Origin of the sequence: Metabacillus sp. 22489 (genome assembly GCF_052044855.1) — a bacterium.
GTDB lineage: Bacteria > Bacillota > Bacilli > Bacillales > Bacillaceae > Metabacillus > Metabacillus niabensis.
Genome location: NZ_JBQENT010000061.1, coordinates 1 through 25,707, shown reverse-complemented (window position 1 = coordinate 25,707; position 25,707 = coordinate 1). Strand labels below are relative to the sequence as shown.

General features: G+C 32.4%; 28 protein-coding genes and 1 riboswitch. Of the genes, 7 read left to right on the top strand and 21 right to left on the bottom strand.

The window, feature by feature from the left end; all coding sequences use genetic code 11:
• Positions 1-172 precede the first annotated feature (172 nt).
• Entirely contained in the window at positions 173-769 is a 597-nt protein-coding gene (scpB, locus tag ACTJJ9_RS23850; protein WP_095301081.1) for an SMC-Scp complex subunit ScpB, read from the bottom strand.
• A gap of 4 nt (positions 770-773) precedes the next feature.
• Positions 774-1,517, bottom strand: coding sequence for a segregation/condensation protein A (locus ACTJJ9_RS23845; RefSeq protein ID WP_145583436.1), 744 nt, complete (start codon positions 1,515-1,517; stop codon positions 774-776).
• 193 nt (positions 1,518-1,710) lie between these two features.
• Here ACTJJ9_RS23845 and ACTJJ9_RS23840 point away from each other — a divergent pair, with 193 nt between their 5' ends.
• Together ACTJJ9_RS23840 and ACTJJ9_RS23835 are read left to right on the top strand one after the other, a co-directional pair.
• Positions 1,711-1,806: a YjcZ family sporulation protein gene (locus ACTJJ9_RS23840; RefSeq protein ID WP_095301080.1), complete on the top strand. Its 96-nt coding sequence runs from the start codon at positions 1,711-1,713 to the stop codon at positions 1,804-1,806.
• A 103-nt stretch (positions 1,807-1,909) separates the two neighbouring features.
• Entirely contained in the window at positions 1,910-2,443 is a 534-nt protein-coding gene (locus ACTJJ9_RS23835; protein WP_145583438.1) for a DUF309 domain-containing protein, read from the top strand.
• Positions 2,444-2,486: 43 nt separating this feature from the next.
• Here ACTJJ9_RS23835 and ACTJJ9_RS23830 read toward each other — a convergent pair whose 3' ends face one another.
• The 6 genes from ACTJJ9_RS23830 to ACTJJ9_RS23805 form a co-directional block, all read right to left on the bottom strand.
• Positions 2,487-2,852: a GNAT family N-acetyltransferase gene (locus tag ACTJJ9_RS23830; RefSeq protein ID WP_095301077.1), complete on the bottom strand. Its 366-nt coding sequence runs from the start codon at positions 2,850-2,852 to the stop codon at positions 2,487-2,489.
• A 135-nt stretch (positions 2,853-2,987) separates the two neighbouring features.
• The gene (gene ribH, locus ACTJJ9_RS23825; RefSeq protein ID WP_095301076.1) at positions 2,988-3,455 is read right to left on the bottom strand and encodes a 6,7-dimethyl-8-ribityllumazine synthase; all 468 of its coding nucleotides are present in this window, start codon (positions 3,453-3,455) and stop codon (positions 2,988-2,990) included.
• Positions 3,456-3,517: 62 nt separating this feature from the next.
• Positions 3,518-4,711 carry a bifunctional 3,4-dihydroxy-2-butanone-4-phosphate synthase/GTP cyclohydrolase II gene (locus ACTJJ9_RS23820; protein WP_145583440.1) on the bottom strand — a complete coding sequence of 398 codons (1,194 nt, stop codon included), beginning with the start codon at positions 4,709-4,711 and terminating at the stop codon, positions 3,518-3,520.
• A 171-nt stretch (positions 4,712-4,882) separates the two neighbouring features.
• Positions 4,883-5,530: a riboflavin synthase gene (gene ribE / locus ACTJJ9_RS23815; protein ID WP_145583442.1), complete on the bottom strand. Its 648-nt coding sequence runs from the start codon at positions 5,528-5,530 to the stop codon at positions 4,883-4,885.
• Positions 5,531-5,698: 168 nt separating this feature from the next.
• A riboswitch (FMN riboswitch) is annotated at positions 5,699-5,850 on the bottom strand.
• A gap of 311 nt (positions 5,851-6,161) precedes the next feature.
• Positions 6,162-6,413 carry a hypothetical protein gene (locus tag ACTJJ9_RS23810; RefSeq protein ID WP_440768946.1) on the bottom strand — a complete coding sequence of 84 codons (252 nt, stop codon included), beginning with the start codon at positions 6,411-6,413 and terminating at the stop codon, positions 6,162-6,164.
• 91 nt (positions 6,414-6,504) lie between these two features.
• Positions 6,505-6,861 (bottom strand): hypothetical protein, encoded by a 357-nt coding sequence (locus ACTJJ9_RS23805; RefSeq protein WP_440768945.1) that lies wholly within the window; start codon positions 6,859-6,861, stop codon positions 6,505-6,507.
• Positions 6,862-7,043: 182 nt separating this feature from the next.
• On the opposite strand from ACTJJ9_RS23805, the gene ACTJJ9_RS23800 reads away from it, so the two are divergent.
• On the top strand, positions 7,044-7,265 hold the full coding sequence (locus tag ACTJJ9_RS23800) for a helix-turn-helix domain-containing protein (RefSeq protein WP_440768944.1): 222 nt from the start codon (positions 7,044-7,046) through the stop codon (positions 7,263-7,265).
• A gap of 9 nt (positions 7,266-7,274) precedes the next feature.
• Here ACTJJ9_RS23800 and ACTJJ9_RS23795 read toward each other — a convergent pair whose 3' ends face one another.
• The 4 genes from ACTJJ9_RS23795 to ACTJJ9_RS23780 all read right to left on the bottom strand — a co-directional run bounded on the left by ACTJJ9_RS23795 (position 7,275) and on the right by ACTJJ9_RS23780 (position 9,176).
• Positions 7,275-7,523 (bottom strand): hypothetical protein, encoded by a 249-nt coding sequence (locus ACTJJ9_RS23795; RefSeq protein ID WP_440768943.1) that lies wholly within the window; start codon positions 7,521-7,523, stop codon positions 7,275-7,277.
• 175 nt (positions 7,524-7,698) lie between these two features.
• Complete coding sequence (locus ACTJJ9_RS23790; RefSeq protein WP_440768942.1) at positions 7,699-8,040, bottom strand: hypothetical protein; 342 nt, start codon at positions 8,038-8,040, stop codon at positions 7,699-7,701.
• A 117-nt stretch (positions 8,041-8,157) separates the two neighbouring features.
• Positions 8,158-8,505, bottom strand: a complete 348-nt coding sequence (locus ACTJJ9_RS23785) for a hypothetical protein (protein WP_440768941.1) — start codon at positions 8,503-8,505, stop codon at positions 8,158-8,160.
• A gap of 257 nt (positions 8,506-8,762) precedes the next feature.
• Positions 8,763-9,176: a hypothetical protein gene (locus ACTJJ9_RS23780; protein WP_440768940.1), complete on the bottom strand. Its 414-nt coding sequence runs from the start codon at positions 9,174-9,176 to the stop codon at positions 8,763-8,765.
• 280 nt (positions 9,177-9,456) lie between these two features.
• Here ACTJJ9_RS23780 and ACTJJ9_RS23775 point away from each other — a divergent pair, with 280 nt between their 5' ends.
• The 3 genes from ACTJJ9_RS23775 to ACTJJ9_RS23765 all read left to right on the top strand — a co-directional run bounded on the left by ACTJJ9_RS23775 (position 9,457) and on the right by ACTJJ9_RS23765 (position 11,028).
• Positions 9,457-9,657: a helix-turn-helix transcriptional regulator gene (locus ACTJJ9_RS23775; RefSeq protein WP_440768939.1), complete on the top strand. Its 201-nt coding sequence runs from the start codon at positions 9,457-9,459 to the stop codon at positions 9,655-9,657.
• Positions 9,658-9,679: 22 nt separating this feature from the next.
• A complete protein-coding gene (locus tag ACTJJ9_RS23770; protein ID WP_440768938.1) occupies positions 9,680-10,507 on the top strand; it encodes a hypothetical protein in 828 nt (275 codons plus the stop codon).
• A gap of 134 nt (positions 10,508-10,641) precedes the next feature.
• On the top strand, positions 10,642-11,028 hold the full coding sequence (locus tag ACTJJ9_RS23765) for a hypothetical protein (protein WP_440768937.1): 387 nt from the start codon (positions 10,642-10,644) through the stop codon (positions 11,026-11,028).
• A 97-nt stretch (positions 11,029-11,125) separates the two neighbouring features.
• Here ACTJJ9_RS23765 and ACTJJ9_RS23760 read toward each other — a convergent pair whose 3' ends face one another.
• The 9 genes from ACTJJ9_RS23760 to ACTJJ9_RS23720 form a co-directional block, all read right to left on the bottom strand.
• Positions 11,126-17,881 carry a phage tail tape measure protein gene (locus tag ACTJJ9_RS23760; RefSeq protein ID WP_440768936.1) on the bottom strand — a complete coding sequence of 2,252 codons (6,756 nt, stop codon included), beginning with the start codon at positions 17,879-17,881 and terminating at the stop codon, positions 11,126-11,128.
• 60 nt (positions 17,882-17,941) lie between these two features.
• Positions 17,942-18,274, bottom strand: a complete 333-nt coding sequence (locus tag ACTJJ9_RS23755) for a hypothetical protein (RefSeq protein ID WP_440768935.1) — start codon at positions 18,272-18,274, stop codon at positions 17,942-17,944.
• The gene (locus tag ACTJJ9_RS23750; protein WP_440768934.1) at positions 18,271-18,606 is read right to left on the bottom strand and encodes a phage head-tail connector protein; all 336 of its coding nucleotides are present in this window, start codon (positions 18,604-18,606) and stop codon (positions 18,271-18,273) included. The genes ACTJJ9_RS23755 and ACTJJ9_RS23750 overlap by 4 nt, the downstream gene beginning before the upstream one ends.
• 2 nt (positions 18,607-18,608) lie before the next feature.
• Entirely contained in the window at positions 18,609-18,809 is a 201-nt protein-coding gene (locus ACTJJ9_RS23745; RefSeq protein WP_440768933.1) for a hypothetical protein, read from the bottom strand.
• A gap of 73 nt (positions 18,810-18,882) precedes the next feature.
• Positions 18,883-20,004, bottom strand: a complete 1,122-nt coding sequence (locus ACTJJ9_RS23740) for a P22 phage major capsid protein family protein (RefSeq protein ID WP_440768932.1) — start codon at positions 20,002-20,004, stop codon at positions 18,883-18,885.
• 55 nt (positions 20,005-20,059) lie between these two features.
• A complete protein-coding gene (locus tag ACTJJ9_RS23735; RefSeq protein WP_440768931.1) occupies positions 20,060-20,683 on the bottom strand; it encodes a DUF4355 domain-containing protein in 624 nt (207 codons plus the stop codon).
• Positions 20,684-20,819: 136 nt separating this feature from the next.
• Positions 20,820-21,605: a minor capsid protein gene (locus ACTJJ9_RS23730; protein WP_440768930.1), complete on the bottom strand. Its 786-nt coding sequence runs from the start codon at positions 21,603-21,605 to the stop codon at positions 20,820-20,822.
• Positions 21,598-22,911 (bottom strand): phage portal protein, encoded by a 1,314-nt coding sequence (locus ACTJJ9_RS23725; protein ID WP_440768929.1) that lies wholly within the window; start codon positions 22,909-22,911, stop codon positions 21,598-21,600. Before ACTJJ9_RS23725 ends, ACTJJ9_RS23730 begins: the two co-directional genes overlap by 8 nt.
• 15 nt (positions 22,912-22,926) lie before the next feature.
• Positions 22,927-24,657 (bottom strand): hypothetical protein, encoded by a 1,731-nt coding sequence (locus ACTJJ9_RS23720; protein WP_440768928.1) that lies wholly within the window; start codon positions 24,655-24,657, stop codon positions 22,927-22,929.
• A 380-nt stretch (positions 24,658-25,037) separates the two neighbouring features.
• On the opposite strand from ACTJJ9_RS23720, the gene ACTJJ9_RS23715 reads away from it, so the two are divergent.
• The gene (locus tag ACTJJ9_RS23715) at positions 25,038-25,622 is read left to right on the top strand and encodes a tyrosine-type recombinase/integrase (RefSeq protein ID WP_440768927.1); all 585 of its coding nucleotides are present in this window, start codon (positions 25,038-25,040) and stop codon (positions 25,620-25,622) included.
• Positions 25,623-25,707 lie beyond the last annotated feature (85 nt).

Genomic DNA, 25,707 nt, shown 5'->3' with positions numbered 1-25,707 from the left:
CCGTATGCTCATATTTTGGTTGGGGAACCAAAAATATTTTAGCACCACGGAAGAGTTTTTTTAATACCACGCTGAAAGCTTTTTGGAACCCTAGGCCTAGCCTAGGGTTTTCTTTTACACAATAAAAAAGACCAGCTTCATCGTATGACGAAACTGGTCTTTAACAAGAAAATCAATTTAATTCTTCTAATGTTTCATTAAATTTTTCAAAGAATAAATCTGCTTCCTCTTGTTCATAAGCATCCCCTGTTTTATCTGGAAGCGGTGGTAATTCCTCAATAGATTTTAATCCGAAATATTCGAGAAACTCTTTTGTCGTTCCATATAATATTGCTCTACCCGTTCCTTCCGCTCTGCCAACTTCTTTAATTAATGCCTTTGTTACTAGAGTATGAATCGGTCTTTCTGTTTTCACACCACGTATTTCTTCAACTTCAGCTCTTGTTATTGGCTGACGGTATGCAATAATCGCTAAAGTTTCAAGTGCAGCTTGTGAAAGTGAAGTATTAACAGGTGTTTCAACTAAACGTTTTAAATAAGGAGAATGCTCCTTTTTCGTAGTTAGTTGATAATGCCCTGCAACTTCCACTAATTCTATCCCTCGTTCTTTCGCCTGATAGCCTTTTTCTAAATCTTTCAGAATTTCAAGTACTTCCTGTTCTTCAAGATCAAGAACAGTTACTAATTGTTTTAAAGAAAGCCCCTCATCCCCAGAAGCAAATAGTAAAGCTTCGACAATTGATTGCCATTCTATTAATCCAAAGGACATGACGCTATTCACTCCCCATAATAAAAATATCTGCAAAGTTATTTTCTTGTTCAATCAAAATCAAATGCGATTTCATTAATTCTAAAATAGCCAAAAACGTAACAACTAAATGGTCCTTATTACCTGAAGGAAACAAATCAGCAAACCTGCGTCTACCTGGATGAGTTCGCAAATCCTCTAAAATTTCCTCCATTCTCCTTTCAATCGGTATTTCTTGTCTCGTAATCTTTGTCTGTAATGGCTTTTGTAGTTTTTTTCGTCTTAACATTTTTTGAAAGGCACCTAGCATATCATATAATGTTACATTTAGAGAATCCATTTGATTTATCGTCTGTGTTCCATATTCACTTAAATCACTTGGAGCTTTTGTATAAACTTGTGCTCTCTCCTCTTCAAGTTCCCGTAAATCTTCAGCTGCTTCCTTATATTTTCGATATTCAATTAATCGTTGCATTAGTTCTTCACGTGGGTCTTCCTCAGGTTCATTGATATATTCATCATCAAAAAGCTCCTCCTCTTGTTTAGGAAGTAGCATCCTACTTTTTATAGACAATAGTGTAGCAGCCATAACTAAATATTCCGAGGCAACATCAAGCTCTAAAACTTGCATCGTATGAATATATAGCATGTATTGTTCGGTTATTTCAGATACCGGTATATCATATATATCAATTTCTAAACGATTTATTAAATGAAGGAGCAAATCCAAAGGTCCCTCAAAAGCATCAATTTTCACATGATACTGCAATCTTTATCCCACCATTCTTACAAGTAGCCACAATTTAGTATAGAATAAATTCCTCCTATGTCCAATAATATTTCAAAAATTACTTTATATAAAACGAAAAGAAAAACTGTATGAAATAGACTGCTGCCCATACAACTCAGCAAATTGCTCATATATTACAAATGTAAAGCTAATCATTAAGGAGGAATTTAATATGGGTGAACAAGGTTTTAATTATGGCGGAGGATTTGCCTTAATCGTTGTATTATTTATCTTATTAATCATCGTTGGTGCTGCGTGGGTTTATTAATGGAAACAAGGTTGCTGTCTATCAGCAGCCTTTTTCATCTAATCTATGTTAAACTAATTTAACATAAAGTCGTATTTTAGACGAAGGATATGAGGTGCCTTATATGTATGATAAAGAATATATCGACTTTCTCGTACACTTTCATTGTGATCGCGATTATTTTGAATGCCATGAAATTTTAGAAGAACATTGGAAAAAAGACCCACCTAAAAAAAGAAAATCCTATTGGGTTGGACTTATTCAAATTGCAGTCGGATTATATCATCAAAGAAGAGGCAACTTTGCCGGTGCTTTTAAAATGATTTCAAACGCTTTACGTATACTTACTAAGGAGCAATTAGCCTTATCAGAGCTTGGGTTACATAGCAATGATTTATTAAAACAGCTGAAAATTAGAAAAGCTGAAATTCTCGAAGAAAAAGCTTATTATAGCATAAATCTTCCGATTAGCGATGAGAATTTATTAGCGTTATGTATGCAAAAATGTGAGATACAACAAATTCCTTGGGGAAAAGAAAGTAATCTAACAGACGATGACTTAATTCATAAACATATAAATCGCGATAGAAAAGAAGTAATTGAAGAAAGACTAAAACAATTGACAAAGCGAAAAGAAAAAAGAAAAGACACAAAATGAAAAAAGCTTGATTTCTCAAGCTTTTTCATCTTACTATATCGTCTTAATTATTTTGTTCATCGTTACTTTGGCACTTCTCAAGAAATGCTTCTGTTTCCTCATTAGGTATAACTGATTTATTTTTGTACATGTCTTTTAGAGCATTAACCATCTGCTTTCCAATACCTTGACCTCTGTGTGAAGGATTTACTGAAATGTGTTGGACTTCAACAGTTTCTTCGTCTTTAAAAATAACACCTATTGCTCCAATGATGTCCTCATCCTGTTTCCAAAGAAACAATTGCCAATTTTCGTCTGTCTCGTATTGTTTAATTGTTGATTGTAATTGCTTTAAATCCTTTTCAGCTGGCATAAAAGACAAAAGACCCATCGCAATTTTTTCAAAACTTTTTTTAAAGCGTATTAACATATATACCCCTCATTAACAAAATAGCTTTCTTAAAAAGCAAATGTACTTAGTAACTGAATAATACCAAATTTATATAAATACTTCACACAACATTATAAACAGTTTCCTAGTGGTTTTAAACACTTTTCCTAAAAATTAATCGATAACCTTTAGTAAATTTGACATTTCAATTGCAGTAACAGCCGCTTCATATCCTTTATTGCCAGCTTTAGTTCCTGCTCTTTCTACTGCTTGCTCAATTGTTTCAGTTGTTAAAACACCAAATACAACAGGTACACCAGTTTTTAATGCAGCTTGAGAAATTCCCTTTGCTGCTTCATTACAAACATAATCATAATGTGTTGTAGCACCTCTAATAACGGTTCCTAAAGTTATGACAGCATCATATTTTCCTGATTGTGCTAATTTATTTGCAACAAGAGGTAATTCAAAAGCACCTGGAACCCAAGCAACCGTTACGTTCTCCTCTTCAACTCCATGTCTTCTTAATCCATCCTCTGCACCAGTTAAAAGCTTTGATGTAATAAACTCATTAAAACGAGCAACAACAATCGCTATTTTCAATCCACTACCAATTAAATGTCCTTCAAATGTTTTCATCATAATTCCTCCATAATTTTGTTTAATCTATCAACATTAGCTATTTTAGCTAAATTTTTATTTGTTTAAAAATGTAAATAATGACCTAATTTTTCGTTTTTAGTTTTTAAATAATGTTCATTTTCTTCTCTTGCAGGCATTTCGATTGGTATCCGGTCATTTACCGTTAACCCATACCCTTCTAAACCTGCAATTTTTCTTGGATTATTTGTTAATAAATTCATTTTTTCGATTCCAAGATCTTTTAGTATTTGCGCACCAATTCCATAATCCCGAAGATCTGAAGGAAAGCCTAGTTTTTCGTTAGCTTCAACTGTATCATACCCTTGCTCTTGAAGCTTATATGCCCTCATTTTATTTAATAATCCGATACCTCGACCCTCTTGTCTCATGTATAAAAGGACACCTTTTCCAGCCTTTTCAATTTGCGCCAATGCTGCATGTAATTGCGGTCCACAATCACAGCGATAAGAGCCGAAAACATCTCCTGTTAAACATTCAGAATGTACCCGAACTAATACAGGTACTTCACTATTTATTTCGCCTTTTATTAAGGCAACATGTTCCTTCTGATCAAGTAAATTTGAATAACCAATTACCTTAAAGACTCCATATTCTGTCGGAAGGTCAATTTCAATTTCTCTTTTCACTAGCTTTTCACTTTGATTACGGTATTGAATTAAGTCTTTTATTGTAATGATTTTTACTTGAAGTTGTTTAGCTAGTTCTAATAAATCTGGAACTCTTGCCATTGTTCCGTCTTCTTTTATAATTTCACAGATAACTCCACCTGGTTTCGCACCACATAAAATTGATAAATCAACAGCTGCCTCAGTATGTCCTGCTCTTCTTAAAACCCCACCTTCCCTTGCGACTAATGGAAAGGTATGACCTGGGCGTTTAAAATCTGAAGCCTTTGTATCTTCATCTAAAAGGGCTCTAACTGTATCAGCACGTTCAAATGCGCTTATTCCCGTTTTATTTGTTTTATAATCAACGCTAACAGTAAATGCTGTACCGTGTGGGTCTGTATTATGTGATACCATCGGAAACAAATCTAATTTATTAGCCTGTTTTTCTGTAATAGGTACACAAACTAATCCACGTCCATGTTTAATCATAAAATTAATAGCCTCTGGAGTGATACGATCCGCTAAAGCGACAAAGTCTCCCTCGTTTTCCCGATCTTCATCATCAATAACGATCACAACTTTTCCTTCTTTTAAATCCGCTAATGCTTCTTCAATTTTATGAAACATTTTTGAATGGCCCCTTTCTAAACCTTACTAGGCTCTTCCTGAACTTGTCTATTTCCGCTTTAGATGTGCGCTGTGCTGTTCGGGAGCCTTCTTATCGTCTCGTGCCTTCTATCCAATCAACAATGTACCAAAAATCAACACTTCTTTTTACAATAGTTAAAATCTAAAATATTAATAAAAGCCATTTTCTTTTAAAAAAGATAGATTCAATGTGGAGCTTTTCGTTACTTCTTGTTGATTAATAAATTTTTTAAGATATTTCCCAATCATATCACATTCAATATTCACAATATCTCCAACATTTTTTAGTCCAAGAATTGTATCTGATAAAGTATGGGGAATAATCGAAACAGTTACTTTATCCTTTTCTAATCCAAATATCGTTAAGCTAATTCCATCGATAGTAATTGATCCTTTATATATTAATGTGTCAGTTAGTTGCTCATCTACTTCTAGTTCAAAATAAACCGCATTTGAAACACGTTGCTTTTTAACAATTTTTCCAACTCCATCAACATGTCCAGAAACAAAATGACCACCAAAGCGACCATTAGCAGACATCGCTCGTTCCAAATTAACTCTTGAACCATTTTTCAGCATAGATAATGAAGTATGTTTGACAGTTTCAGGCATTACATCTACAGCAAAAGAATCTGCATGAAATTCAGTTACTGTTAAACAGACTCCGTTTACTGCAATGCTGTCTCCAATCGACATATCTTCGATGATCTTGTTTGCACCAATTGTAAAAATAATGGCATCCTTAGTTCCTTGTACATTTTTTATTGTGCCAATTTCTTCAATAATTCCTGTGAACATTATGCGCCCTCCTTCCTTCTATTATTCATCCTGCTCGAAGCCTATAAAAAAAGCCCAAAGTCATAGACTAAGGGCTTTTAATGAGAAATTGATATTTGAGTAAGTCAAATAAGAGTATTTTCTATCTATTTTTCAAAAACAGATAATAAATACACCGCAAAGGTTCGCGCAATTCTTCTCCCATCCAGACTTTAACTGTCGGCTCTAGATTCACACTAGATCAACCGTTAATTAAATTAATTAACGGGTCACGGGCTAAGAAGTTATTTAAATACTTCATCACCGTCGGTAGGGACTTTCACCCTGCCCCGAAGAATAAACAATGATATTTAATTTTTACTACAGTGTTCTTATGTACTCTAGAATGCTCCAGAATATTGATTTAATAAGGATTTTTAAATTATCAAATTAACTAGCGTATCCTAGTGTAATTTATAGTGATAATTAATTTCCTACCAAAATCCTACCACAGCCTACCATTACAAAGACACTTAATTCGTAAGAATATTATCACTACGGAACATAAAAAGCAAGAAATTGATTCTTTGCTTTGTGTTATAATATAAGTAGGAAAAGATATGCCCAACATTTCATTTTCCTTAAACTCTTCTATTGCCAGATAGGAGAGTTTTTACTCATCTTCCTCTATAGCAACCATTTCATCACTAGTGTAATTATGTATTTTAGGCTTAACCACCGTACCATCATGTAATGTTAATGTTAGCTCAGGTATTGCAATAGCGTATTCATGTAGCTTTTTTAAACCTTCAGTGATGGCAGATTGATTATTTTCGCATTTCGCTTCAATTGAAATGTCAAATCTTATTGTTGTTCCAATATAAAACTTTTTAGTTCCATGTGTATTAGCTTGAATATTAATCATTTCAACCTCTCCTTTTTAATTTTATTGAATAATAGCCAAAATCATAAAAGCTTCAACAATTCCAAATAGAGCAATGTATAAATGACCCATTTTAATCTTCATTTTTCCACTCCTTAACTTTTGTTCCACCTTCATGGATTAAGCCAAGTGGCTCATCAGTCCAAAACTCAAATTTTGTAAGGAATGTAAATAAACTAACCTCATTAAGCATTTTCTTAATATCTTGTAGAGTTTGCATTGGATCAAGTACTTGCGTGTTGTCGGCAAGATTCCCACTCATTTCAACCTCATAAGCATCTAAGGATTCATTAAATCTCACCTTTGCGTAAAAGAAAGTTTTTCCAAATGATTGAGTTGAATAGTAAATTGCAAAGTCATCATTGAGTAGAAGTCCATCCAAAAAGTAAGATAAATTGTCAGCTACTGTGATAACTTTAATCTTATTCATAAGCACCCTCCTCCCACACTTCAGTGGGCTAAATATTTTATTTTAGTTCATTTTGAACACTATAATGTTTATCTGTTATCACTATAATATACACTATAGTGTGCATTGTCAACGTTTAATTGAAAAAATGTTCATTAGAATGTATAATTTTTATAAGAGTTTTTTTGAGAGGACGGTATTCAATGATTAAAGTAAACTTATCTAGAATCATGGGAGAAAAGAAACTTAAAATTAGTGACGTAGCTAATATGACAGGATTACATCGTAACGGTATTTCAAAGTTATATAAAGAAGAAACTGACGGAATAAAATTCGAAACGTTAGAAAAGTTATGTGATAAATTGGAATGCGAAATAAGTGATTTACTTGAAATAATTAAAGAAGAAAAAAAACCCACTGAATAACCAGTGGGTTTATGCTATATATAGATAATATAATTTTGAAAAGTTCCACGTAACAAATATTAAGATTGATACTGAAACTAAACCAATTGACTCATCTATAGTTTGATCTGATAACTTTCTTTCAACAACTTTATATGTCCCTATAGTTCCTTTTACTTTTTTCACTTTAATTGGTCTTAATCTTATTTCTTCTTTAGCAAATCTTCCTCTTGAGTCTCTTGGTTGAAGGTTCACATTTTTTCTTTTGCCAGAAGTCATCTATTTTCCTCCTTGGAATTAAGTTCCTCCAAGTTGTCTCCATATATTTGACATTTTATACCATTTTTCTTAATAATTTAGTAACAATATATTTTACAAGTAAATTTATCATATATTGCTATTTTTAAAAGTAAATTAAATATATAAAAACCCACTTTGGATATTTCTAAGTGGGTTAGTCTATATTCTTTTCAACAAATTTCTGTTCTACTTCCATATATAACTTTTTATAGTTATTAATTCTTTCTTCTTGGTCGGCTTCTTCGCCTATATTTTTCATAAATTCATTAATGTATAAATTATAAATAGCAGTAACTAAATAACTTTCAGATCCTTCAATTTCCGTATAACCGCTGTCATAATATCTTTCTATATAGTTATCTACAATATTTGATTCACTTTCGGTTCTTTTTTCACCTTCAAACCATCCGTTTAATATATCAAACACTTCTTTTGAATCTTTCCAAACTGTTTCATTTAACTCACTGACAGAATGTAAATTTGTATTTGTACTCACCTCATTGGTTTGCTCACTATTACTTGAAGAAACATTTCCGCAGCCTACGAGGAATACGAGTATAGAAATAATCAGTATTGCATATTTTATTTTAATCACCCCTTGTAGAGTTTTAATTTATTGCCCTAAACTTTCGCCTAAAATTTCCTCAAGTTCTGCTTCAATTTCTTCTTGAGTCATATCATCTACAGGCTTATATTCTCCTTCTGAATTATAATCAGACGGTTCATCACTTACCCCATTCTCAGGAACATATTCACCTTCCGTATTATAATCATTCGGATTAGTTGATGGTGCAGAAGAATCATTTTCCAACTCTTCTTCAGAGTATGGGGAATCTATTTCGGATTCATAGTCATTTGATGTTTCTGAAGAATCATATGTATCTAATTCTTCATTATTAATTTCCGAAGCACATCCACTTATTAAAAACATAGATATACTAAATATAATTATTTTTTTCATAAACTATCTCCTTTTATTGTTTAATTACATAGTAAAATATTACCACAAAAATTCTAAATAAAGTATAAAATCTTCTTAAAAAAGAACCTACTACCAAATAATATAAATGGTAGTAGGTTTATCTTTAAAATATTATAGCCAATACACTGAACACCCAAAATACAATTATTATCTCCTTATCTGTCTCACTAAACCATACGTCTTTAATAATGTAACTGTTATAAGTACCTTTTACCTTTTTAACCTTCCGTGGTCTGTCATAATATAAATTTGATTCCACCTTGGTTTCTAATTGTTCTGGAAGGAATCTCCCCTTCTCGTCTCTCTGTCTGTTGTTTACATCCAGTTTGTTCTGCTTCTTTCCTGACCTCTCTAACAGTTCCCTTAGCTGATTTTCCTCTTGTATGGATAGCATTGAAGTGCAAACCTCCCTCTACTATTGTTGATGTGTTATCCATCCATAATCCAACGTTATCCACCTTCCAATTAGATTGGGGAAGAGGTGCGTCACTAGATTTATAGTTTGATAATATCCGTTTAAAATGATCTGAATGTGCAGCAACATGTAAAGCTAACCTAAGCAATTGATTACGGTCGAGTGTAGTTGAATGGAATAGGTCATTGATATAGGCCTTATAAGTGTCTGAATACCTTACTGTAGGTCTATACATTCCTTAACACCTTCTCGTCATTTATTAACTCATATAACTGGCTACGTCCCTCATAAGTCAGGTAGACGTACTTACTCTCAAGTAGATAAATAGCCAATTCCTTCGTCATTTTAACTCCTCCTATTATTACGTCTTAAAGACGTTTGATAGTAGAGTATATTTAGGGAGACTTGTCCGTTATCACAAAAATTTTGTGATTTATAAAATTATTTTCATGATAGAAAAAGGATTAATTTCATCTATATAGAATTTATTTGTAGATACCAATTGGGGGACTATTATGTTAGTAAGTAAAATTAAGGGTTATATAGAATTATCACCTTTATCTAGAGATGAAATTAGAAAAGCAATGAATGTATCTAACAATACAATATCTGCTTGGTGTTCCGGTAAGTCCAGACCATCATTGGAAGATGCGTTTAAGCTATCTAGATTGTTAAATGTGACGGTTGAGGATTTGTATGAGTATAAAGAAGAGTAAAAATTATTAGGAGTGTTAAACAGTGAATATTGATTGGCTAACTTTAGGAGTTAATTCTGCAATTAGTTTATTTTTAAGCTTTATTATGTTTTCTTTAGGATTAAGAGCTGGAAAAGAAAGGACTGACAGAAAAGAGGTTAGAGAAAAGTATAGAAATCTCACTATATATTTTGATGAAATATTAAAAGGTTTTAAAGATAATGTGCCAAAAAAATGGAGTGATTTTTATGTTAAGGAGGTATTAACAGTTAGAGAGTTAGATGAGAAGAATGAATTATTGGAACTTAATTATCGCTTAATAAAAAGACTGTTGCATATTGAATTAGATTCATTAAAATTTGGTCATGTCCTATATCATGATGAAGCGCCAAAGATTGGTGATATTTTGCAAGATTCTTTAAAGGAACATGATATCGAAGTAAAAGATGGTTCATATGAATATTACACTCCAGGTAAGATAGAACCTAAGCCAGGTAGAAGCATTGTATTAATACAAGTAAATCAACTTCAGTGGATTTTCAAGGATAAAAGTATCTTAGAAGCAATAAATCGAAACTACGATCAAAATAATGTTTTTTATTTGGATTGTCGAATTAATACGAATAAACCTAATGACAAAAGCAATATCAAAATTTATAGCACCGATTTTACTAAAGAGCAAATGATAGATTTTGTTGATACTGTATTTAAGAATGTTGAACAAAATATAGATATAATTGATATTTATAATAAGCAAAGCAAACTTCTTAAAGAAAATCAAAAAATTGTAAAGTTATTAAAAAAGAAAACAAAGGAGCCTTATCCTTTTTGGAATACTGTAGGGAATTCTATAACTGACCTTTTTAAATAACAATTAGTTAAATATCAATATATAAATCATTTATTATCCGGATTTATAAAAAACTTGTCAAAAATGGTAAAATTATGTATTATAAAAATCAAGAACATATGTTTTATATCTTTTAATAATTAGGGGGTAAATAAATGTACAAATACTTAGAAGAAGGCCCGAATTGGGAGCCAAATGATGATATTAATAATATTCAAGGATTAATTGATTTAATAGTTGATGACTTCGGAAATTATTATACTCCTTACCGCACACGGAATGAAGGTTATAAACTTACTGAAGTAATGTTATGTCACGCACTATATGACGAATCATTTTCTACTGTTTTTTATTCAGAAAACATTGATGAATATAAATATAGTCATTTAGGGGAATTATTGCTTGACAGAATGAATGAACATTTAAAATACTTAAATCTTAAAAATAGGAAGATTTTTCATGTGAATGACTTAATTGAAAATGGTACAAAGGTATCCTTTTACGATATAACACAGTATAAGACTCAAAACAGAGGAAAATAAAACGAAAAAAAGAGCACATTCAGTAAATAACCATAATGACATGGTAAATTCCGAATGTGCTCTTTTTTTCGTTTACTAAATTCTAATTCTTACTCCATCATAATTTAATATTCACCCCACTTTTAGACAATCTATTATTAATATCTTTAAAGAACATATCCGCAGTATTTTTCGTTCCTTGAATATTAATATCACCAAAACTCAATGAAATAGTAGGTGCATTTGCAAAACTAGGTTGATTCAACTTCGGTGGTTCAGGTTGTTTAATATTCTTTATATTCGGCCTTAGCATATTTACAGCTGATAGAACATTCTTAGTATCATCTTTATTTAACACTAATTCCTTCTCGTGAAGCATAGCTAAACCTTCATCATTGCCTGTATAACCACCAGATTTGAATGGTAAAAATTCCAAATCAACATCTTTAGCACTAACCCAAAGATTTGATTTTGCATTTCCTAATCTATACATTCCACCATTCATTTCAGAATAACCAGTTATTTCAAAGTTTTCTCCCTTTTTCATTTGTCGAACATATTTAAGATTACTTTCGTTTGTTCCTTTGACAAGTGAGGTAGGTTTTTTAATGATTGCTCTTCGTTGAAATTCCCCTTGAAAATCTTTTAACTTATGTCTTACTTCTGAAATGCTATCTATGAAATTATCAGTTATTGATTTCCCGATATACTCCATATTTTGTCTTGCTAAATGTGCAAACGACATTAATTCATTCGAAATTGCTTTAATGTTACCGAGGATGACTTGTTGTCTTATTTCTTGGAATTTAGATTCATCGTTTAATAAATTATCGTAATGCTCATTAAGTTTCTCACGTTCCTCATTAAAAGCATCTTGCTTTTGTTGAGCTTGTTCCTCTAATGCTTTTTCACGCTGAGAATATTCTCTTTCACTAAGGAACTCTTGCAAGTCTTCTTGTGCCTTTTTAATTTCTTCCTCAAGTTCTTTTGCTCTAGCTTGACCAGCATTTGAATCGTCCATTAAGTGTGCATTTCGTAATTTTTGAAGTTCCGCAATCTCTTCTTGACGTTTTGCTAAATCATTTTCAAAGCTATTATCTTCACGTTCTTCTCTAAGCATTTTAAGTTTTTCATTGTGAGCTTTTTCAAATGCTTCCTGTTCTTCATCTATGGCCTTCAATGCAGAATCACGTTGTTGTTCGTAAGCTTCCTTATACATTTCTACGACTTTATCAGCCAATGACTCTTGAGCGGATAGAAATTCGTCATTTAAACCATCGTATTGAGCTCGTAAAGAATTATACTGAATAGCGGCTTCTGTAATTTTTTGTTTAAGTTGTTCGCGTTGCTCTGCACTCAAAGATTTGTTGGTTTTTAGTTGATTTTCTAAATATTTAAGTAGTATCCATTGAGATTCTTTTTGTTGCTCCAACAGTTCTTTGCGCTGCGACATATCTTCGATCCACTCTTTTGACATCTCCTCTTCTCTTGAAGCAGTATGCTCCAAGATTGCTAGATTATCATTGAGTAAATCTTGTTCACGTTGATACCTAGTAATTACAGCATCAATGTGTTCCATTTGTTGACTTTGGAATGTTACCCGTAATTGGTAGTAAGCTTCATTCGCTTCAGCAATCATATCTGTTAAATCTGCACGTTGTTGTTTAGACAAACTTTTATTCAATTTTAGTTGGTTCTTCATATATTGAATTTCTTTTGTGTAGAAAACCATTTGTTTGCCCATAGTTGCTTGGCGTTTTTGTTGCATCGTCAACCATTGTGCAGATCCTTCAGCATAAATAGACATACCACGTTCATAGACTGCAATATTATCCTCTAGTAACGAACGCTCACGTTGATACAGTGCCACTCTACCATTAATTAATTCCATTTGTAACTCTTGGAATTGTACTCGCATTTGGTAATAAGCTTCATTTGCAGCAGTTAACTGGTCAACCAGACTAGCTTTTTGTTCAGCAGATAGGTTTTTATTGTATTTCATTTGTTGCTTGATATACCCAATTTCTTGAGTGTAAAGCACCATTTGCTTACCCATCATTGCTTCTCTTTTTTGCTGCATAGTATTCCAATCTTTTGAACCTTTGATATAGTTAGCCATACCACGTTCATAGATTGCAATGTCATCGTTTAATAAGTCACGTTCACGTTGATATTCAGCAATTCTAGAGTTAACAATTTCACCATATAATTGTTGGATTTGTTCATTAATCTGAGCAATTTGCTGTTGACCTTGCATTAGCTCCATTTGAGCATTCTCAGCTGCTTCTAAGTTAGAAACTACACCGGAAGTGGATGTATTTAAAGTATTCATGTATTTTTGAGGATCAATTGCTTTACCATTTTGCTCAATTTGAATATGAAGGTGAGCACCTGTTGATCGACCAGTATTACCAACTTTACCAAGTTGTTGACCAGCAGAAACTTTTTGGCCGGCTTTAACATTTAATCCCTTTTGCATATGCATATACTTAGCAACGGTACCATCATCTTGTTGAACTACTACCCAATAACCAGCTGTTTTACTGTAGGCTGCAGTAATAACTTTACCACCACGTAAGGCTTTTACAGGATCGCCTTGCTTACCATTAGCTAGATCCAGCCCTTTATGTGGAGAAGAGCGGAATGATTCTTTTTGACCAAATTTAGATGTAACTCTGAAATTATTTTTGTAATAATCAGCAACACTTTGAGAGGCAGAGGAGAAGGTTGTTGCAATGTTATTCGCAGAACCTGCTAATTTATTGAAATTAGCTAATACTTTATTTACGTAATTTTGTGTTTCTCTAAAAGGAGGGATTCCACCATATTTTCTAACATTGCCAGGGCCAGCGTTATATGCAGCTAATGCTTTCTGAATATCATTCCCAAAAGTTTTTAACTGTTGGGCAATATACTTTGTTCCACCCATTATATTTTGAAAAGGATCGAAAGAGTTAGATACACCTAGATCTCTAGCGGTTCCAGGCATTAATTGCATTAATCCACGTGCTCCAGCAGGGGAAACTGCTTTTGGATTAAAGCCTGATTCTTGTTGAATTATTGCAGCAATAAGGAATGGATTAACTCCATATTTTGTTGCAGCTTGGTTGATGTACGAAGCATATTTCCCGTTATATGTTGCATTAGAAGAAGTAGTAGGAGTACTTGATTTCCCATAAGAAATAAAGTTTCCTGTTTTGATTTGATTTTTCAGATCTTTTTGTTGTTGCTGATATACCTTAGACTGTTCTTTAAGAAGTTTAATTTCTCTTTCTAATGCGTTACGGTATTGGCGTGAATGTTGAGCGTACCTAGATTTAGTTGCATTAAGCTGTGACATCAACACGTTGATTTGTTCTAGTCTAAGTCTATATTTATCAGAAACATAAACTGATTTCTCGGTTTCTTTATTTGCTTTATCTGTAGAAGTTGATAAATCTTCCATAGATGTTCCCACTTGAGTCAAACCTGAAGAAGCCATTTCAGTTAATCGAGCTAAAGATTCTTGAGCTTCAAGAATCTTAGATAAATCTCCCATTGATTTTTCAATTACTGGGTGTGAAGCCATGTATTGACTAGAATGTAAATAACCAGCTAGAGGATCTTCGTTAGTGATTTCTTCATTTAACTGTTTATTTGCTTCATATCTTGCCTGCGCAACAGTCTTGATACCAGCAATTTCAGTTTCATTTAATTTTAATTTTGCTAATAATGCCTTTTTTTGTGCATTAAGTTCCTTATTTTGAGCTTCAATCATCACATTGTATGACGCTACTTTAGAATCACGGAGATCGATGACTGCTTTTTCATTTATTTTAATTTGTCCACTAGAGAAATCAATCGCATCAGCCAAATCTTCCTCTTGTTGAATTAACTTCATTGCTTCTGCAGCTGAAATTTCTTTGCCTTCAGCCATTTTTTCCAGAAGAGAATTAAGAGGTTCGACTTCATTGGCAAGAGCATTGTAAGCATCTACAGTGGCTACAGTAACCGACTGATCATATTGTTTAGCGTTGACTAATTCTAATACAATTGACGACAATTCAGTAAAGTTATCTTTAGCTTCTTGAATTCGTTTGTTTAATTCGTCTTGTGCAGTTATTGTCTCAGTCGCTTCATCGCCATAAGAGGATAGGGCTGATTCGGCATTTTGTAAAGAGGTTGCGTTCTCATTATTCGCTTCCGTACTTGATTTAGTACCATTTATCATATCTGATAATGCTTGTGAACGTTGTTCAATACCGTCCTTTTTGCCTTCTAATTCTTGAAGTTCACTAAATTTTTCAGTGTACTTGGCTAACTCATCACCGTTATTATTCATTAACTGCATGTAATTTCTATACTCAACTGAAGCTTCTTGAATATCTTGACTAATTTTACCTGCTAAAGCTGAATCACCTTTTTTCAATGCTTCATCTGCTTTTTTGGTCATATTGTCAATACGTTTTATATATTCTTTTTCTGCATCAGTTATCCCTGAAACATCAAACTTAAATTGATAGTCTTCAATTTGACTCATGATATCTTTAACAGAGGAGTCCATATTTTCTAGTTCTTTTTTAGCTTTATCAATGTCAACATTTACATTACTTAATTCAATGTTATTTGCAGTCTGTGCTTGTTTTAATTGCTCATTAGTCATTTCTCTTAATGAAGCAATATAGTTATCAGTTTTTTCTTTATTGAGAGTTAATACGTCACCATATTTCCCTGTAGATTCAATTAAATGAGGTGCAATCTTTTGAATCTGCTGTAATACTCCTTGTAACTCTTCTTGTTTTTCGGTGCTATTTTGAGCTTGTGGTGACAATTCATTATACTTTGCAACAAGTCTTTCTAATTCGTCTGCTTGATCACTAGTTTTTTGTGCATTTTCTTGTAATGCTTTTGTATTTATATCAGCAGCAGATGCAGAACCCATAAATGCAGATGCTAAAGTTTCTATTGCTATTAATCCTACACTAAAAATACCAAAAGAGGATTTAACACCTGTTAATGCAATTTTTAAAGCACCAAACGCTTTAACTCCACCCCAAACTAATCCAATAAGAATAGGGAGTTTGATATTCCAACCATCAGTTGCTTCTGTTAATTGAGTGAAACCTTGAGTCATAAAAGTTATTAATTCAATGATTTTAGTTATTCCATCTTGGGCTCCATTTTGTCCAATTGCAATAGCCAAACCTTCAAAACTCGCAGTCATTTGATTAATTTTATATTGCATGGATTCCTGGAAAGTTTCCAACTCTTTTTGCCCTGAGTTATAAGAATTATATGCAGCTTCTAAACTCTCTACAGTTCGTGATTGATTTGAAAGTAATGTATTAACTTTGTTTATATGATATACTCCACCGAGTGCCTGTCCTAATGAATTTCTCTGTTCAGTGGACAAGCTTGACCACTTTGCAGCTAATGACTCAATGATTTTATCTGCCTGTAAAAACTCTCCATTTACATCAGTTGTAGCAACACCAATTTCTTCCAATTGACTTCTAGTGTCATCACGAATTATTCTAGTGAAAAATGTCTTAAAAAAATTGCCCGCCTCTTGGCCTGATATTTTTAGGGATTCCGTCACCGTCGATGCATAAGCTGATAAGGTTTCAAAATTGACTCCGGCATTATTTGCAGATGAACCAGCCTTCGCCACAGCATTTGCTAAGTCCTCACTAGTTGTACCAGCGTTGTTTGATATTTCATTATATACATCAACTATTTTTGATGCATCAGACACTTCCATGCCATATTGTCTTATTGCGGCAACAAGTGAGTTTGCTGCATCTGCATCTTCCATTTCACCAACAGTTGAAAGTAGCATTGCACTGTTTGCTAAAATATTTGAATCAATAGAATCGAATCCCATTTTAAAGAATATTTCGTATGCACTTAAAGCTCCTGAAATAGTTCTTCCAAATTTTTGAGCAGATTCGGTTGCTTGATCTAATATTGTACTAATGTTTGAACCGTCATCCATTACTTTTTTTATTGATGTTAACTGAGAATCAATTTCCACAAGGGTATCGAAGAATTTTTGTGCAGTTTGTATTGGGAAGAAAATAGCAGCACTTGCAGCAATGTAAATTGGCATTCTACTGAATGCATTTTCAAATGCTGTACCAAAATTATTAACTTGCGCAGTAGATTTCTTTGTTTCTGCTTCAATATTTTTAAATTGTAATCTAAGCTTATCCATTTGATGGTTTAAATTTGGTGTTGATTCATTCAATGATTCAACAGATTTCATCCAATCTCTTAAACCAGTATTATCTGATTCACTTTTATACTTATTGAGAAAATTATTTGAATTAAGCTTCGATTGTTCCTTAAACATCTCAAGTTGATGTCTTACTTTTTCATTTTGATTATCTATTTCTTTATTAATTTTTTGCTCAGCTTGCAATTGTTTTTCCCTGATTGCTGCAGTATTATCCACTACATTTTTCCCAGTTAGTACAAATCCATTAATACCTTCAATATTTTTGAGTTTAGCTAATTCAAATGTTAAGCGCTCAGATTGTCCATTTGCTTTCTCCAACTTCAGAACAAATTTTTCCAACTCTTTAGTTGCTGGATTAAATGTTTTATTTATATTTACAGTGCCTAGTTGACTGTACTTTTCTACAGCTTTTTCAATATTAGTATAGAATTCTTTCGACTTAAGTACATCTTTATTGGAAACAAGCTTTACCTTATTACCGTCAATTTGTTTCTTTATTTTTTGAATATCCTGGGAAACTTTTGATAATTCATCACTGTTTAACCCGATAGATACTTTTAAATTCTTACCAATTGTTTCAAGCTGTCTATTAATTATTCTTTCTGTTTCCTTTTGATCTAATATCCCATTGATAATTATCTGTAAATTGTTTGCCATTAAAATCCTCCTATAAAAATAAAAAAAGAGTGCTTTAATGGCACTCAATTTCTAGTAAATTTATTCTACAAATTCACCTATATCTTTAATTAGTATTTCTAGATGGTTATCGTAAACTAATGGCGGGTGAATTATTTTGTATAGTCGATTATCATATGTAAATTCTGTATTTAGTTTTAATTTATCATTGACCTCGGTATACATTAAAAATTGAACATCTATAACATTAATTGCTAGATCCATTTTAGCCCTATCAGAACTATAAGGTTCACGTTCCATGTCGAATGGATATGTAGGGATTTTTATATATTCATAGACAGGTAAATCAAAATCACTAATCCCTACTTGGATTCTCTCTGTTTTAAAAAGGTATGCAGTTTTAGGTAGTCTCATCGTTGTTTTACCCCTCTATACCTTCGATTACTATTTAAGCGTTTATACATTTCAGGAGATAAACTTTTTCGAAAAGTGTCTACAATTCTCCCCTTTGATTCAGATTCAATGTTTTCAACACCTTTGTTTCTATAAAAAATAATGGCAATGTCTTCTGCGATTTCAATCATATCCTGATTGAAATTTTCATGACCACAATAACGAATAACAAAATTTGAAGCTCTAGAAAAATATAGTTTTATTAAATCGTCTTTGGAAGTGTCATCTATTTTTATACCTAAAATTAGTTTTAAGTTTTTAACCGATTGCTCAATTTGATTTTCTTCTAACAAAATTATTCACCAACTTTATCTGATGTTGTTTTTCTTTTTGAAGTTGAATTACTTCGACTTGTTGTTCTCTTTTTAGTACCAGGATTAACTGCTTTTTGTTTTATTGGCTTCGTCAATGGATTTTCTTTATAAAAACATGATGCCATATGAGCATCTAATCCTTCTCTTGTTGTATATTCTATGTGACAGTAGTTACAATTCAATTAGATCACCCTTTCTTAAAAGTAAAAAAAGGGGCTAGAGTTTATACTCTAGCCCTTATAGTTTTATATTTGATTAACCGATTAATCTTACAGCCATTTCTGGGCTTAAAGTTTTGAATCCACCTAGTAAGTCAAGTGAAATAATATCCTTTTTAGTATTTACATCATAAGATTGTACTACACGGATTCCTAGACCATTATAGTTAAGAATTGCGGCATTAGAGTTTCCTCTTGGTAAAGCTAACGGTCGAGTTACGAATGCAAATGCATTTTTGTGGAATGCTAAATTTGCAGCGTGACTTGCAGTTACACCTACAACAGCTTGATCTTCAATAGATTCAAATGTTGGGATTGTAAGAGTTACTGCAATTTCATTACCTGATGCAACAGTATCTTGAGCAACAGCATAACCTTTACCATTAATCACTAATAAATCACCTTTAACGAGTGTTCCAGTCATTGCTGAGCCAGTAGTAGCTAGTGTTAAAGATGATGAACCAGCAGCAACTGCACCTTTAACGACAATATCACCTCCTGTTGCTGCAAGTGTCCCAACTGTATGATCTTGAATATTTTGATCCATGTAGATATTAAATCCAAATTTACGACCTAGAGAACCTTCACGTAATGCAGTTCCATTATCCCCAACTTTATCAGCATTAGTGAAAATGTCATTTGAAAGAAAACTAGCTTCCGTATCAGGATTAAGTACAAGATTTCGATTAGCTAGAGGAACTTTATTTTTGTTTAAGATAGCTCTAACCTGTGGGATTACATTTGGAGTTGCAGGAGTTTGTCCAGCAATACCATAGTAAAAAGGAATATCTTTGTAAAGTTTTGCAATTTTCTCATCTACTTTTTGTGCAATAGCTCTCATAGCAGGTTGAACAAATTGTTCTGAAAACTCACTAATATCTAACGTTAACTCTTTCGCAGTTACTTCAAAAGACACATCTAAGTGAGTATCTAATTTAACCGGTACACTTCCTTCCTTAGCATCTTGAATTTCAATTGAATCACTAAATTCTTTAGCTTCAAAAGTTGAAGGCTTACGAACATTTACAGTGTCACCTACCCCACTAACAAATTCATTTGAATAGTCACGGTGTACTAAGTTACCAAATACCATGTTATTTTCCAATACCATTAAAGATTCTTTAGCTACGATTTGTGGTGTAATAAGTTGATTTGACATAAATTTTCAGTCTCCTTGGTTTTTAAAATTTTTTATTATTATGTAAGACAACAAGTTAGTTGCCTATCCTAGCTTTTCTATACTCTTCCATCGACATTTCTTCGTAGTTCTTATTTACCGGTGGTTCATTATTATCCTTTGGAGTAAAACCGCTGGATTTAATTTTTTCATTTACGACATTCGTTAAATGGGTTGACCATACATCTTTAAAAGAATTAAGATTGCTCATTGTTGCTTCATGACTCTTTGTTCCTTCATCATCATCTTCTGATTGAATCGAAATAAAATAATTAATCAAATCTGTTGGAAGTTGATTATCTGAAGCAAATTTAATCGCTGAGCTTTTTAATTTTTCCTGAAGTTTTTCATTTTTCATTTTTGTTAATTCAGCTCTAACAGATTCTAATTCTAATTCGTGAGGAGTTTTATCAGGATTTCGTTTCTTAATTTCATCTTCAATTAGTTTTGGCATTGTATTAGTTTTGAATTTTTCTAATGCCTTACTATGATGCTTATCCTTCTCAGAATCGAACCAACTTGTTAATTCTTTATTTGTTTGCACTAAATTTTGCACCTCATCAACGCTTAACTGTTTAAAGCCCTGAAGATATGCTTTAACCTCTGCATCTTCCTTGTTTTGCTCAAGGAAACTCTTAACCTGTTCTAAATTTAATTCCATTTAAATTACCTCCTTGCCCTTCTAACACTTTAAAGCCCTAGAAACGCATATATTGTTTTCAATTTCATCTTTTTGGTAAGGTCTAAAATTAAGAAACAAGACCATATAAAAAAGCCACTAAATAGTAGTGACTTGATTAGAAATATAGATTTTCAGGTATATAAAAACATTTACATTTACTGTGCCTTGGTATTATAGGTCTAAATGGATCATCTAAATAAAAAACTTCATCGTGTAAAGCAGCACATTCTCCACAAGTATTTTTTTCAAGAACAGATTGATAGACTACTTGACTAATTTTATTATCTTTGTAGATTTTATCCATTGTAGATGATAATAACCTTGATACCTCTGTTTCTTGTAGGTACTGTGAATGATTGGCTTTACTATTAAAGTGTTTGTTGAATTTCTTTGCAATAGTATCCATCGATTCCCCGTTTTGAATCCCAATTACAAACGTTGACCAAATTGTTTTAAATAATGATGAATGATTGTTAACAATTCTTTGCTCATATGTAATCCCAGACCAATCAAAATGAACCATTTCATCTGTTAAAGCCTTTGTTATTTTACCTGTAGTTATTTTTACATTTAGTAAGCTTCTTAATTTATCAGATATGTTTTCATAACTACGCTTAAACAATGAAGTTAATATCGAAGTCAACAATGCAATTTCAAATGCTGCATTACCTTCTAATTCTTCTTCAATGTACTTTTTAAACTTATTAAGAGCGCCATTATTTTTCAAATGTAGATAATTAAGGCCACCGTTAACAGCATACTTAATGTATAATTCTGCTAAATAGTGGTTGATGCTATCTCTTGTTTTTATGTATTTAAATAACATTTTTTTAAATTCTTCATCTGACTGAACAATTTCACTTTCCAATAGATCAATAAATTCTTTCGTTTGCTTATTCATTTACTAATTCTTCTTTTTTAACTTTTTCTTTAATCTTATCTAGATCCATTGAGTCATTTTGTTCAGACAGCCTCTTTAAAACTAATTCAACATCAGTAATTTTTGGATGCCATGATAGAAGAGTTTTGAGGTCAACCATGTTAACTAATTTAGTCATTTGATCAACAATTTTATCATGATCCTGAGGAATGTTTCGAATAAAATCAAACTCGATATCCATTGGATCATATTTATATTTAGGTTTATTTAAAATATTGCAAATAAATTTGATTCGCTTTCTCAATGCTTTTTTCATTTTTCTCTCTTTAAGTTTAGCCCGACTTTCGATCCCAAAGAGCTTAAAACCAAGAGCCTGCCCACTCAAATTACTGGAAAATTGTTCTGATGTAAGTTTGGGAGTTGCTGATTGATCATGAATTAAATTATCAACTGTTTCAAAAAATTGTTGTTGGAAATCTGTATTTGCATCTTTAGTTAAGAATTTAGCCTGGTTAATTTCATCGACAAGTAAAATCCCATCTTCCCGAAGCTTTAACACATCTTCCCCTTCGGTAGCACCGTGACCAGCAAGAACAAGATAGGCATTGACCCATGCCTCTAACTCGTTTGAACTGTCTGATAATAATTTATCTATGGCATCGATCATAGGTATAAAACGTTCGAAGTCACCTACTTCTTCATTGCAATTTTTATATACATTGACAGGTGTTTCTCCAAAATAATGATCTCTAATCCCTTCAGAAGTATCGAGAATAAAGTTTGCTCCATCATCTTCTGATGTGAAATAGTATATTCCTTCATCATCATATGCTTCAATTTTAAGAATAGTTTTCTCACCAACCACTTCTTGAAAAGGACGAATGGCCAACTTTACGTTTTCCTTAGAATCCCTTTCAACGTACATCTCTAATGGGGAATACTCTGTAAAACGAATATGTTCATCTGCTTTGTCAGAAATCCAATACAACTCATATGTTTTCCCGAAGATTGAGAAATTTTTAACGATTTCTGCATTTACATCTTCTTCATCATTTTCATAGAATATCTTTGATAATACTTTTAGAAATTCTTCATTATCGGATTTACTTAAATATGATAATGGAACAGATGCAAAAAATGCGACCAGAGTGTCTATGATTTGGGTAGGGTATCCTGTCACTATTTTATTGTTTGGCTTCATTGGATCATCTATAACCCGATTAAGTATGTCATGTACCCCAATATAATAATTATATAGTTTTTGATTTCTTGGTAATTCGTTTAAATATTTTTGATATGCTACTTTAATCTGTTCTGGAGTTAACAATTTAATTCCACCTCTTTATAATCCAAATAAACGTCTATCTAATGTTTTAATCCGCTTATTTTTCACTTCAATTTCATCTATTCTGTTTGCAAATTCAGCGACCGTATCAACGAAGTCATCATGGCGAGTAAATTGTTGACCACTAAACGACATGAGTTGTTCTAAGGCCTCTTTCTCAACTCTTTCCTTACAGAAAATTATCCTCCCATTAGATATGTCGGATACGATCGTCGATATTTTGTCATCTTTGTTCTTTCGAGTCATCTCATTTATAAATGTAATATTACGCTTTCTTAACGCAGGATTATTTGCAATTTCATGTTCTAACCTTTCAACATCTAAACCTTGGAATTGGTTTTTCTCGATAGATACATGTGAGATATCTTCAAATTCCTCTAAAAGTTTAATCACATGTTTTATATATCCGTCATAATCATCAACAAATTTACGAAGTTGTCCTTTTCTAACATATTTAAATCCATTATCTGCATAAGAACCAACACAGAATGCAAAGAAGTCTGCACGATTCTTGTCTTTGACTTTCACACCAGCCGTATCGATTGTTAGCATAGTTTTAATATGATTATGTGATTCGATTTCTTCCTTTGATTGAACCCTATTTGAAGTGAACCATTTATCACCAATATCTTCACATTTACACATTAATTCCTGCATAAATTCAAGACGTTTTGTAAAGTATTTTAAACCTAATTCAAAGCAGTGATATTTCTCCCAAATTGTAGGGAAATCCATTTCATTTTTATGTTGTTCATAATACTTTTTACAATCCGCTAGTGAATCCTGTCTTTTATCATCAAATAAAATCTTCTTAAATTCTTGCCAGTATTCATTGTTTTCAAAGTAATCATCAATATCAAAATCGACTACAGAACGATGGAAAACCTTATATTCTGGATTAATGCGAATTTGGTCAATAAAGTCTCCTGGTGCTAGTGGAGTGCCGATTACGATAAATTTAGTTGCAGGTTTAATTAATTTACCATCTCTATAAACGGCAGAATCACCGCCTTCTTCAACTTCCTTTAACCATCTTTGATATTTTTTTAATTTACTTTGATCAGAAGTGATGTCATTTTCCGATATGTAATCATCAGCAAGGTAAAGTGTTGGTCTAAAAATCCCAGATGGTGTAGAATACGATGCACCACGAACGGACGAGCCTGCACTGTAAGCTTCTATTTTTGTGTCGTTATCGAGTTCCAATTCAGATTTATTTACTACTCTTTTTCTTGGATTAATTAGATTACCGAATGTGTGGACTATGTAAGGGGTTTTTAATGCCTTTTTAGTTTTCTCAACAAACTCTTCAGCATCGTCGGAACGGTTAGCGAGGACAATTGTGAAATGACTAATTTTATAAACATGACAAAATGTACAAAGTGCCATATCAATAATTGTTGTTTTCCCTATCCCCCTGCTTAAAATGAATTCTTCCTTATCATATTTATTATGGATGAATATATTTTCCAACTCATTCCATATTTCGTAATGGACTTGTGCTAAATTACGTACAGTATTAGTCTCTTTTGGAGTAAAGAAATCCTGTAGAAAATATAAGCAGAAAAATTCTAAACTTCGTCTCCCGATCTGATATGCTAATCCACCATATCCGAAAAAGTTATTCTTATATTCGAGTGCTTTCTGTTTTCCTTTTTCTTTTCCAAATAGTTTAATAGCATACTTCATGACAAGTTGACGATTTTCTTTAGTGTTTATTAAATCCAAAGTCTCACCTCCGAGATGTAATTTTCAAGACCTAAAATTTTTTTATAAAAAATGTGAATCGACTGCTGCGGCCTCATTCTCAGATTCGATTTAGAAGGCATGGTGGGGTTATCTTAATGTATTTATACCTTTTTTATTAACTCTTCTATATAAGGCTTTAAATGCTTCTGATAACGTTCAATAAGAAAAGATATATCAATTCAATTATGTATTTATCCATGTTATTCCTTACAAAATTACTTCACATAACTCTACTTATGCGATCCTAATCATTTACTTATGCGAAGTAAAATGGTATAATATAGGTAAATATTAAGGGTTTACATATCATTTTCAACTAACCTTAACTTCGCATAAGTAATTATTAGGAGGAGATACAAATGAATATCCTGGAAAATAACAGTCAATTAATTAGTGAGTTTGTTTTTCAATTAAACAAAGCAGAGAATACAAAGAAGAGTTATCAACGTGATTTAGAGATACTAAACCGCTATTTATCTAAGGTTGATATTCGACTTGATCAACTTACTCAACCAACTGTACAAAGGTTTATTGATGCATTAGAGAGTGGATTGATTAAAAACACAAAGGGAAACAGATATAGTCCTTCAAGTATTAATCGTATATTTGCAGCAATCAGTGTTCTTTGTAGATACACTAATCAACGTGATTGTATTAAGGATATTCATATCAATAAAGCTGAACATATATCACAGCAAGCTCCTAAATCGATTGAAGTTGAGGATGTTGAAACTATTAGACTAAAAGTAGCTAATAGTCGTAAAGCATCAGCACAAAGGGATATAGCTATTGTCGATATGCTTTATCTAACCGGAATTCGTGTCGGTGAATTAGTGGAGATAAAGAGAGAAGATATTACCTATGATAAGCATAGTAAGGTTTATCTTGTTCATGTAAATAAATCTAAAGGGGGCTTGTCAAGAAAAGTGTGTAAGTTATTCTAGATATTTCTTCACACGTTCCTTTAGGTGGTCATGAACTAATAGTTGATTCATGACCATAGCCCATTGCTGGATGCGTCCACCATCC